Consider the following 9,203-nt stretch of genomic DNA (forward strand, 5'->3'; position numbering starts at 1 on the left):
ATATTATGCTAAACGAGCTGAAAAAAGACATTTCAGAATAACGGAGAGTGTCTGTTATTAATTTTCTTGTTTTCACTTTACGGTCTACGTTTACATGTACAATGTTATTGTTGATTTTTTGCCTTTATTGATTGCTGTTTCTTCATTGCTTTTCTTGAGTAAGAAGCTCTGGCTTTATCTTTTGAAAGATGTGATTGTTGAAAAAATATCTGAAATTCAAAAAACAAAAAATCAGATTCGTGAATTGGCTGCAGCGAGTTTATTTGAGTGTAGGAAAAAGTTGGTGGGTAATGAGCTGGAACAGATTTCTTTGGAAGATGTTAACTATATAAAGGATGTATTTGTTAAGATCTATGACGCGTCTTTACATTCCTCAAACTCCCTTGCAACAGTTGCATATTTGGCTAGGTATACTTTCTCAAATGTCGGTTTGGCCGACGTTGAAACTTTTGATAGTTTTGATGAAGAAGGTGGATGCTACTCTCTAGGGATAATGAAGCATGAATACTATGGCAAAGCGATTAGAGCTTTGTCGCTTATTGAGTCTAAGGCTGTTCGTTCGATTGAAATGCCGAAAGGGATTGCGGTGGCAAATTCTAGTTTTCTTCCTTGGGGGCTGGAAAATTTTTCCACGGAGAGGGGATAAGGTACATTAAAGGTATGGGGCAGGGAGCAAGCATCTCCCCCTTAGATATTAGTGTTGGGGAGTTTTTCTATCATGTCATAGGATATTCTACAAGTGAAAGAGAGAGTGCCTTTTCAAGGGTCTTTTTCCAGGTTTTAAATGATAATTCTCTTTTTTACCCATACTTAATTTCGAATAAAATATTTTCTCCTTTACATATCGAGTTCCCGCTTTCTGGGCTATCAATTCCAAGGGTGGTGGCTTTAACATCAATAAGGCTTGAACAATCCTTATTGGGAGGTGAGCGTTATGTTAGGCTGTCGTATTGCAATCTCGATTTAAATATGAAATTTTTTCAGGGGATCAGCGAGGAGTATGTGAGTAAGCTTTTTAAAGATTTAATTGGTAGTGAACCAAGTAAAATTGATTTTCATAATCGTCATGAAGGTTTTGAGGTGTTTATTTCCAGAGAAAGTTTAGAAAAAAAATATTACGAACTGTATTTTTATGTATTGATAAGTTATCTAAGAAACGTAAATGTTCCTAATCTCTCGAGACGTTTACTTGTCATTGTGTCATCATTTTTTGATTGGTCTCTGTATGCTGTAAAGAGATCAAAAAAATGACGGCCATGTGGTGGGGCTGATCAATCTCATCTGACCAATTTGTAAGATATTTCCTACGAAGCGAAGTGGCAATTTCTTACACACTTCCATATCGTGGGTAAAGTCATGCTTCGCTTGGAGCGGCTATCTTGGATGTAACGGGCAATGGAGAGCCCTTCAGGGAAGACCGAACGAAGGAACGTTCAGTACCAAGGATGCTTGAGCAAGACGCTGAAGATGGTAGTATGGAAGCGAAGATTCAGCCCGGCCTAGCGGCCGGGTTTTCGCGTTATAGCACCCTGACAGTGGGTAGTTCGTCCCACCGCGTGGAATAGCGTGGGGTGCGATGTGAACAGCGAAGGTGCCAGGCGGCGCCCGTGCTGGGCGTGCCGAGCTTGACGGTATCGTGCCCCATTCTTCTGTTCAGTTCATCCATCGTGTTCATCAGCTTCTGGCTACGCTGCCGATCGGCATCGCTCTGGGCTGTATCCAGTAGTGAAAGCTGTTGTCGATTGGCGTCGATGAGGTCGATCAGCATCACGCCGCCTTTCTGATACTGGTAGCCCTTGCGGTAGACGAGCTGCAGGCTTCGCCGGCGGCGTGGAGAATCTCTCGGCTATCGTCGGTGGGGCGGGGCAGCTCAACCATCAGGCTGGACGAGTACTGAGGCAGGTCGTTGCGAAACGGATTGGTCTTGAGGAACACCAGCACGGCTCGGGCTAGGCTTCCCTGGCTGCGTAGCTTCTCGGCGCCGCGCTGACCGTGTTGACGAATAGCCTCGCGGATCTCGCCCAGGTCGCCGGTGAGCTTGCCGAACGATCGGCTTGTCATGATGCGCTGGCGAGCTTCGTGGAAGTCGTTCATCTCGATGCAGGGTATGCCGCGTAGTTCCAGGGCGGTGCGTTCGAGGGTAACGCTGAACTGCCGGCGGATCCGCTTGGGGTCGGCCTGAGCAAGGTCCCAGCCGGTGCGTATACCCAGCAGGGCGAGGCGCTCGGCCAGCCGCCGGCCGACGCCCCAGAGATCACCCAGCTCGAAGCGCTGGAGCAGGGCGCGGGTTTCCGCAGTGTCGGCTCTTAGTACGCACACACCGCCATAGGCGGGGATCTTCTTTGCTGCCCTGTTGGCGAACTTGGCCAGGGTGCGCGTGGGGGCGACGCGACGCAGACCGGGATACCGGTGTACTGCCGTACCTTGTGATGCAGCTGTCGCGCGTGATCGAGCAGCATGCCTGGCTCGAAGCCGTCGAAGCGCACGAACATCTCGTCGATGGAGTAGGGCTCGACGCCGGCGGAGAATTCCTCAAGCACCTCCTGCACTCGCTGACTCATGTCGCCATAGAGCTCGTAGTTGGATGAGAGCAGTTGGAGGCGGCCCTGGCGCACCAGGTGTTGGATCTCGAACGCTGGCGTGCCCATCTTGATGCCCAGGGCCTTGAGCTCGGTCGATAGGGCGATGACACAGCCGTCGTTGTTGGAAAGCACGCCTACGGCCAGGCCATTCAGCCGCGGCTGGAACACGCGCTCGCAACTGACGTAGAAGCTATTGCAGTCCACCAGGCCAATCATACGTTGTACTCGTGGATCACCGAGCGCACCACGCCCCATACCTGACATTCCAGGGCCGCCAGCGGCATAGGCGCGTAGCGCGGGTTGCCGGAGCAGAGGAAATGCCGTTCGCCGCGCAACTCCAGGCGCTTGACGGTAATTTCGCCGTCGACCATGGCGACGATGATATGCCCGGGGCGGGGATCCACGGAGCGATCGACAAGGAGCAGGTCCCCCTCGTTTATGCCCAGCGCGACCATGCTGTCGCCGGTGATGCTCATGAAAAAAGTGGATGAAGGCTTCTTCACCAGCCGCTCGTTCAGGTCGAGAGTGCGGTCTTCGTAGTCTTGGGCAGGCGAGGGGAACCCAGATATACCGGCTCGGCCCAGGGCGAGCGGGTAGGGCAGCCCTAGAGCTGGCGGGGCTGGGTGTGCAGCAAGGATCGTGTCGTGTGTCATGGGTGGGCTCCTGTCGAAAGCTGGTGTTTTATACAGTATTATCGGCAGAGCCGGCCACAGGCAAACGCTAATGTAGCCCGGGCCGCACAACCAGAAATCGAGTCGACACGAGGCAGGGGAATGCGTGTGAACTATCTGGGCCCGCTATGCGTGGGCATTCATCCAGCAATGGAGGGGTACAACCTGAAGCAGTTTCCGCCCAGTTGTTACCTGGTGGAAGTGAGCGATGAGGCCGGCGTGAACGGCCCGATCATGGAGGGCGACCTGCTAGTGGTAGATGAAGCGAAGAGGGTCGCACATGCCGACCTGGTGGTGGCTGAGCTCGATGGTGAGCAACGGCTCTTCCACACGCACCGGATCGGCGGCGCCTTCCGCCTGTTGCCAACGGCAGGGCCGCGGCATTCTGTCATCGCTAGAGCATCGGATCTGCGCGGCGTGGTGGTGAGCCAGGCACGGCGGTATGCGGTGTGAATGGCAAATTTCCTACAAGATGAAAGGCGATTGACCATATCGACGTTTTCGAGTGGTTGGTAGGTTGAAACCGACGCTTCGCCACGCGGCAGGGACGGTCGCCAGGGAGGAAGAGGAGTGTCATTCGAACACCTTCGCTAGGGATGGCGAGGGTGTTTTTCCTGTTCAATCGGCTACATTATTTCCTATTAATAGAAGAAGGCGCTATAATTATATCTAGAGAGATTTTAATAAAGTATAAGTATATGTAAGGGGGCGAGATGGAGGCTGCTTGGGAGAATGACTTGTTAGGTCGGGATAAAGTCGCGAGCTTTATCCAGCGTGTAGTTGAAACTAATGAATCAATAAAGGTGGTAAATATTGATTCCCCTTGGGGGACCGGAAAAACATTTTTCCTGCATAATTGGTGTCAAGAGTTGCGGGAAAATCGCGGCGTTGTGTTGATTAATGCTTGGAAGAATGATTATACGGGGGATCCATTCGTCTCTCTTGTTGCCAATATAATACAGCAATTGGAAAGCCAGGTTGGAATGGCGGCGTGTTCTGAGATCGAGGAATTCAGGAAGAAAGCATCAAAAGCAGTGGTGGCTTCTTTCCCGATGCTTGCTAAAGAGGTATTGAAGGGGGTTGTGGGGAAGTTTTCTGGGTTTGATGTGGATAAGGCAATGGAGAGGATGTATGACGAGTATGACAAGGCCGCAGAGGATTTAGCAACAATATATATTAATAGGAACGAAGAGCAAGAGGCTGCTGTTGAGCAGTTCAATCATATTTTTTCAGAATTGGTAAGTAAAGTCTCAGAGAATTTGGCTGGAGGTGATGAGGCAGGACCAGTTTATATTTTTATTGATGAGCTCGATAGGTGCAGGCCTCCTTATGCTTTAGAGTTGCTGGAGCGAATAAAGCATTTTTTTGAGGTCCCAGGATGCCGTTTTATTGTGGCGACGGATACGCGACAACTTGAACACTCCATAAGAGCTGTATACGGAGAGGGTTTTGATTCATATCGGTACTTAAAGCGATTTTTTGATATTACATACGGCTTTGATAATAGTGCAATAGATGCTTGGATAAAAAGTTCTTTTATATTTCCCGAGGTGGATCGCTTTTACAAGCTTGGCTTTTCTGTCAAAGAACCAAAGCGTCAACATGGTGCGATTAGTTCTTTGACTGGCCAGAGGGTAATTTCCGGAGATGCCTCGACGGTTTTTTCAGACAGGCATGAGCTTAATGAGACTCAGTTGATAGTTTTGGCGCTGTGTAAAACATTTTCAGTTTCACTTAGGGATGCACAAAAAATATTTCTGAAAATAAATTCAGTAATGCTTAATTTAAATCAGTCAAAAATTAGTTTTTATTGGTTGTGCTATTTGGTTTTCTTAAAAGATGCAGATCCTGATTTGTATGGCCTTATAGCGAAGAGGGAGGGGGAGGGCCTTAAGAAAGGCGTTGAGGAAAAATATCCAGGTTATAATCTTTATTTTGGTACGCGCTTGGAAAATGTGCATGATATCGCGCAAGAGTTTTGTGATCTTTGCTTTTCAGATTCGGGTAATATAAGAAGTAGGTTTGAGTCAAATAAGCAGTATGTGGTTGAAATTGCGGTGGCTCTGAGCAATGATGAGATTGATTTGCGAAAATATATTAACTTGGTTGATCTTGCAAGTGGTGTGGAGTAATGAATTTTTTATTTTAATGGATGCTTCATATTTTCCATTTGCACGCTGCTGGTGAAGCCTGAGCCGCTCATTTCGTGGGTCACTTCAGTGATGATCCAGGGCGTGGCGTCGACTTCTTTCTTCCAACCGCGCAGGCGCACCGGTGTTTCCGGCATCAGCAGAGGATCGCCTTCGGCGAGCTCGAGGCTGAATTCGGCTAGGCCGCGCTGAATGCGTTGCCATTCGGCCTGGGCCGCCGCCAGGGCATCTTCCTCGCTGGCGTAGGTGGGGCGCAGTTGCTTGACGTTGTCGCCGTCGCCGGCGAGCACGCTCTCGCGTCGGGCGCCGCTGGTGTCGTTCCAGTAGGCCTTCACACCGGTATAGCTGTCGCGATCGCTGGTGATGTAGCGGTGGCGGTCGCCGTCACGACGAGTGAGGGTGCGTATCGGTATCTCGAGGCCGCTGGCGGTTGTCGCCCGGCCGGCGGCAGTGAACAGCATGCGGCCGGCTTTCACGGCGGCAATGGCGTCGTAGCGTTCTCCCAGGCGGGTCAGGAAGTGGAGATCCGACTCCTCGGTTTGGTCGATGTGGCCGACGCGGATGCCGCCCAGGGTGGCGCCGATGACCGGCTCGAGGTCGTGGCGCCGGGCGATGGTGGCGATGATCTCGGCGACGGTGAGATTGTCCCAGCTCTGGGTATGCTTGCCGGGGAGTTGGCCGCGCATGTCGGCGCTGCGGGAACGAATGCTGAGTTGGTCGGGGCTGCCGCTGTGCTCCACTTCATCGACGATGTAGGTGCCGCGCTCAACCAGGCCTTCGCCGTGCCAGCCGATGGCCAGCTGCAGCTCCGCTCCACGCGAGGGCAACGCCAGACGTCCATCGTGGTCGCTCAGGACGATGTCGAGTTGGTCGGCCTCCATGCCACGACGATCGGTCAGGCGCAGACTGATCAAGCGGGCGCGCAGCTCGGGGCTCAGGGTTTGACCCTGCAGGTGGATGCGGTAGTCCGGCCGGCGGCTCATGCGAACAGTCCCCGCACCAGGCGCAGGGTGGCGGCATCCAGCACCGCCAGGCGCTGGTGATCGTCGTCGTCGATACGCTGAAGGGTGAGGTCGAAGTCGATCTGACTGGCGGCGCCGTCGCGGAAGAAGCGGCTTTTGCGTTCGCTCAGGTTCTCGATAACGAAAAGGCCGTAGTTCCTGCCGGTACCTTCGATCAGTGGCCATGCCTTGCCTTCGCCTGCCATGCGGCGCAGTTCGTCCAGGTGACGCTGGCCACCGGTGAACTCGGGCAGCAGCGTGCCGGTGAGCGTGATGGTATCGTCCCCTGGGCCGAGGAATTGGCGCGACGGCCGCGCGCCGACGCGGCTCTGGGGCGGGTAGCGCCAGTCAGATTGTCGCTGCAGCTCCTGGTAGGCTGTGGTAGATAAGCTGAAGACGAATAATCCGAATACCATCATCATGTGTGAGCCTGCCTAATGGTCAATTACTTGAAGTTCTATCTGGTGGCCTGCGCCTTCATGGCTTTGGTCATCTTCATCAGCTCAATGATGAATGACTGGCTTTATGCTGTGCGTATGGTGCAAAGCGGTCGCCACGAGCCTCTGTACATTCTTCTGGGGCTCGTGCTGGGATTCACGATGCGAGCTAGAGTCGACGACGACTCAATTAGCGCCTTGGTGTGTAGCATCGGAATGGCTGTGCTTGGATTGATGGTTGGTGGGCTGGACATCACCAATCCAGCGACTGTAGTGACTGGCTTTGTTCTCACGGTCATGTTCTTCTCTGCCATGCTTGGTACGGTGTTGTTTCTTCTACGCGCCTTGAGGAAGCGAATTCGTAATGACGAGACTGCTACGGCCTCGTCTGCGGAATAATCAATCGGTGTCATAGAAGGCAGATCGCTGGCGGGCACGCATGTTCTGCTCGGCCTCCTGCAGAGCCCGCTGCACTTCGGTGGCGACGAGACGGCTCAGAGCCTGTTCGTCCATGCCCGGCGCCGCGGTAACGGTGATGTTGATGCCGCCGTGGATCTCCAGCCCGCCGCTGGTGGCGGCTGCCGATAGGGGTGGCCGGGTGTCGAAAGCGATGCCGCTACTGGCGTGGCCTTCACCGGCAGCCGCGCCGAATGCCGCGGTACCGAGCATGAGGCCGGCGCCTGCCTGGCGAATGCGGCGGCTGAAGGCGTCGATTTCAGCCAGGGGGCCTTGCTCGTTGCGCTCGAGGCCTTGCTGGTAGCCCTCCATGGTATGGCCACCCAGTTTGGCGAAGACGCGCGAGGGCGAGCGGATACCCAGCCGATCGGCAAACCAGTTGCGTACGGCGCTGGCGGTGTCGCCAATGCGCTCGCGCAGCAGGCTCCACTTCTCATTGATGCCGTTCATCAGGCCATCGAGCAGATCGCCACCGAACCGGCGAATATCCGCGAGGGGGAGTTGATGCCGAGCGTTTCCTTGAACCAGCCGATGACGTTGCTGCCCATGCCGGTGATGGCATCGCGCAGGCGGCCCAGGCGCCGGTGACACCGCCGATCAGGCCTTCGATGATGAAGGTGCCCAGGGAGGAGAAGCTTGCCGGCACCTCGGCGCCGAGCATCTCGATGGCGGTGCGGATGCCCCGCCAGAGCAGGCCGAGGGGCGACCAGTCGAGCAGCAGCTGGGAGATACTGCCGAGACCGCCGGAGAACACTTCCTTGACCGCTTTCCAGCGTTCTCCGAACCAGGCGCTGATCGAGTCCCAGTTGTTGTAGATGGCGTACGCCGCTGCGGCCAGGGCGGCGCAGGCCGCCACGATGGCATGATGGTGAGCGACACCGGGTTGAGCGAGAGCAGGGTGAGGGCGTAGCGCACCATGGCGATCGGCCCCAGGATGGAGGCCAGCATCATGGTCAGCGCGCCGCCGGCGGTGGTGATCAGGATGAGCGCGCCGGCGACCTTGGCGATGGTGCCGGTGAGCTCGGGGTTGGCCTTGATCCAGTCGCCGACGCGGCGGGTGATGGCCGTGACCGTTTGGACCAGGTCGCGCAGGGGGCCGTTGTTGGTGTCGGCGATGCTGATACCGACTTCCTCCCAGGCGCTTCGCAGGTTCTTCAGGTCGCCGCCGATGTTGTCGGCCATCGTGGCGGCCATGCGGGCGTTCTCGCCGTAGTTTTCGCCCAGCGCCTGGATGATCTCGTCGAGCTGTCCGTCGGCCATGCTGTTGACCAGCTCCGCCATGCCGCTGCCCGCCTCGGCGCCGAATATGTTCTGCAGGATCGCCTTGCGTTCGACGTTGCCCAGGTCCTGGGTGGCGGCGCTGATATCGCGCAGGATATCCGGCATGGCGCGCATGTTGCCGTTGGCATCGGCGACCTGCAGGCCGATGTCCGCGATGGCGGCGGCGCCTTTCTTGGCGGGATTGGTCAGGCGGTTCATCATGGCGCGCATGGTGGTACCGGCCTGGCTGCCCTGGATGCCGATGTTGCCCAGCATGCCGGCCATGGCGGCCGCCTGTTCCATGGTCAGTTCGAGATCCTCGGCGCCGCCCAGGTACTTCATGGTATCGCCGAGCATCTCAAGGTTGACGTTCGCACGGCTGGCGGTACCCGAGAGAATGTCGGCGACGCGGGCCATGGCGCCTTCCTGCTCGAAGTCGATCTTGAACGCGCCGCCGATGTTGCTGGCGATATCCGCCGCTCGGCCGAGTTCGGTGTTGTTGGCCAGGGCCAGGTCGAGTACGTCGCGCATGGAGGCCTGGATGGATTCGGCGCTCATGCCCGCCCGCAGCAGGAACTCCTGCCCCGAGCCGACCTCGGTTGCCGAGAAGGCCGTGGTGCCGCCAAGCTCCCGGCTCTGGGCACGC

Annotated in this window: 13 protein-coding genes; 5 read left to right on the forward strand and 8 right to left on the reverse strand. The window is 55.4% G+C overall.

The annotated features are described in order from the left end of the window. Positions 1-94 precede the first annotated feature (94 nt). The gene (locus tag Q427_RS31130; RefSeq protein ID WP_155833499.1) at positions 95-646 is read left to right on the forward strand and encodes a hypothetical protein; all 552 of its coding nucleotides are present in this window, start codon (positions 95-97) and stop codon (positions 644-646) included. A gap of 14 nt (positions 647-660) precedes the next feature. Next, complete coding sequence (locus tag Q427_RS31135; RefSeq protein ID WP_155833500.1) at positions 661-1,251, forward strand: hypothetical protein; 591 nt, start codon at positions 661-663, stop codon at positions 1,249-1,251. A 268-nt stretch (positions 1,252-1,519) separates the two neighbouring features. Here the strand turns inward: Q427_RS31135 and Q427_RS36110 are convergent, their stop codons facing one another. Genes Q427_RS36110 through Q427_RS08885 form a run of 4 tightly spaced genes read right to left on the reverse strand, consistent with a single transcriptional unit; the run spans position 1,520 to position 3,235 of the window. Continuing rightward, positions 1,520-1,768, reverse strand: a complete 249-nt coding sequence (locus tag Q427_RS36110; protein ID WP_331280578.1) for a DUF4113 domain-containing protein — start codon at positions 1,766-1,768, stop codon at positions 1,520-1,522. Beyond that, on the reverse strand, positions 1,768-2,319 hold the full coding sequence (locus Q427_RS36115) for a DinB/UmuC family translesion DNA polymerase (RefSeq protein ID WP_331280579.1): 552 nt from the start codon (positions 2,317-2,319) through the stop codon (positions 1,768-1,770). The genes Q427_RS36110 and Q427_RS36115 overlap by 1 nt, the downstream gene beginning before the upstream one ends. Further along, positions 2,307-2,798: a Y-family DNA polymerase gene (locus tag Q427_RS36120; RefSeq protein ID WP_331280580.1), complete on the reverse strand. Its 492-nt coding sequence runs from the start codon at positions 2,796-2,798 to the stop codon at positions 2,307-2,309. The genes Q427_RS36115 and Q427_RS36120 overlap by 13 nt, the downstream gene beginning before the upstream one ends. Then, a complete protein-coding gene (locus tag Q427_RS08885; protein WP_043513062.1) occupies positions 2,795-3,235 on the reverse strand; it encodes a LexA family protein in 441 nt (146 codons plus the stop codon). Before Q427_RS08885 ends, Q427_RS36120 begins: the two co-directional genes overlap by 4 nt. A gap of 120 nt (positions 3,236-3,355) precedes the next feature. Between Q427_RS08885 and Q427_RS08890 the strand changes: the two genes are divergently transcribed. Further along, positions 3,356-3,706, forward strand: coding sequence for a LexA family protein (locus tag Q427_RS08890; RefSeq protein WP_043513065.1), 351 nt, complete (start codon positions 3,356-3,358; stop codon positions 3,704-3,706). A 260-nt stretch (positions 3,707-3,966) separates the two neighbouring features. Then, on the forward strand, positions 3,967-5,385 hold the full coding sequence (locus Q427_RS08895) for a KAP family P-loop NTPase fold protein (RefSeq protein WP_043513068.1): 1,419 nt from the start codon (positions 3,967-3,969) through the stop codon (positions 5,383-5,385). 8 nt (positions 5,386-5,393) lie between these two features. On the opposite strand, the gene Q427_RS08900 is transcribed toward Q427_RS08895, so the two are convergent. Next, positions 5,394-6,386, reverse strand: a complete 993-nt coding sequence (locus tag Q427_RS08900) for a phage late control D family protein (RefSeq protein ID WP_043513071.1) — start codon at positions 6,384-6,386, stop codon at positions 5,394-5,396. Then, positions 6,383-6,826 (reverse strand): phage tail protein, encoded by a 444-nt coding sequence (locus Q427_RS08905; RefSeq protein ID WP_043513074.1) that lies wholly within the window; start codon positions 6,824-6,826, stop codon positions 6,383-6,385. The genes Q427_RS08900 and Q427_RS08905 overlap by 4 nt, the downstream gene beginning before the upstream one ends. Before the next feature lie 15 nt (positions 6,827-6,841). On the opposite strand from Q427_RS08905, the gene Q427_RS08910 reads away from it, so the two are divergent. Then, positions 6,842-7,240: a hypothetical protein gene (locus Q427_RS08910; protein ID WP_043513077.1), complete on the forward strand. Its 399-nt coding sequence runs from the start codon at positions 6,842-6,844 to the stop codon at positions 7,238-7,240. Here the strand turns inward: Q427_RS08910 and Q427_RS08915 are convergent, their stop codons facing one another. Both Q427_RS08915 and Q427_RS08920 read right to left on the reverse strand, forming a co-directional pair. After that, complete coding sequence (locus tag Q427_RS08915) at positions 7,241-7,747, reverse strand: hypothetical protein (protein WP_043513079.1); 507 nt, start codon at positions 7,745-7,747, stop codon at positions 7,241-7,243. It abuts the gene before it with no gap. A gap of 147 nt (positions 7,748-7,894) precedes the next feature. Then, a partial coding sequence (locus Q427_RS08920; RefSeq protein ID WP_081785901.1) for a phage tail tape measure protein occupies positions 7,895-9,203 on the reverse strand: 1,309 nt, incomplete at its 5' end.

It is taken from the genome of Halomonas sp. BC04, from assembly GCF_000568385.1.

What these genes read in the sequence shown, in the direction of transcription:
- Q427_RS31135 (WP_155833500.1), top strand. Translation starts at nt 661, where the DNA reads ATGGGGCAGGGAGCAAGCATCTCCCCCTTAGATATTAGTGTTGGGGAG.
- Q427_RS08915 (WP_043513079.1), bottom strand. Translation starts at nt 7,747, where the DNA reads ATGAACGGCATCAATGAGAAGTGGAGCCTGCTGCGCGAGCGCATTGGC.
- Q427_RS36120 (WP_331280580.1), bottom strand. Translation starts at nt 2,798, where the DNA reads ATGATTGGCCTGGTGGACTGCAATAGCTTCTACGTCAGTTGCGAGCGC.
- Q427_RS08910 (WP_043513077.1), top strand. Translation starts at nt 6,842, where the DNA reads ATGGTCAATTACTTGAAGTTCTATCTGGTGGCCTGCGCCTTCATGGCT.
- Q427_RS36110 (WP_331280578.1), bottom strand. Translation starts at nt 1,768, where the DNA reads ATGCTGATCGACCTCATCGACGCCAATCGACAACAGCTTTCACTACTG.
- Q427_RS08885 (WP_043513062.1), bottom strand. Translation starts at nt 3,235, where the DNA reads ATGACACACGACACGATCCTTGCTGCACACCCAGCCCCGCCAGCTCTA.
- Q427_RS08900 (WP_043513071.1), bottom strand. Translation starts at nt 6,386, where the DNA reads ATGAGCCGCCGGCCGGACTACCGCATCCACCTGCAGGGTCAAACCCTG.
- Q427_RS31130 (WP_155833499.1), top strand. Translation starts at nt 95, where the DNA reads ATGTACAATGTTATTGTTGATTTTTTGCCTTTATTGATTGCTGTTTCT.
- Q427_RS08895 (WP_043513068.1), top strand. Translation starts at nt 3,967, where the DNA reads ATGGAGGCTGCTTGGGAGAATGACTTGTTAGGTCGGGATAAAGTCGCG.
- Q427_RS08890 (WP_043513065.1), top strand. Translation starts at nt 3,356, where the DNA reads ATGCGTGTGAACTATCTGGGCCCGCTATGCGTGGGCATTCATCCAGCA.
- Q427_RS08905 (WP_043513074.1), bottom strand. Translation starts at nt 6,826, where the DNA reads ATGATGATGGTATTCGGATTATTCGTCTTCAGCTTATCTACCACAGCC.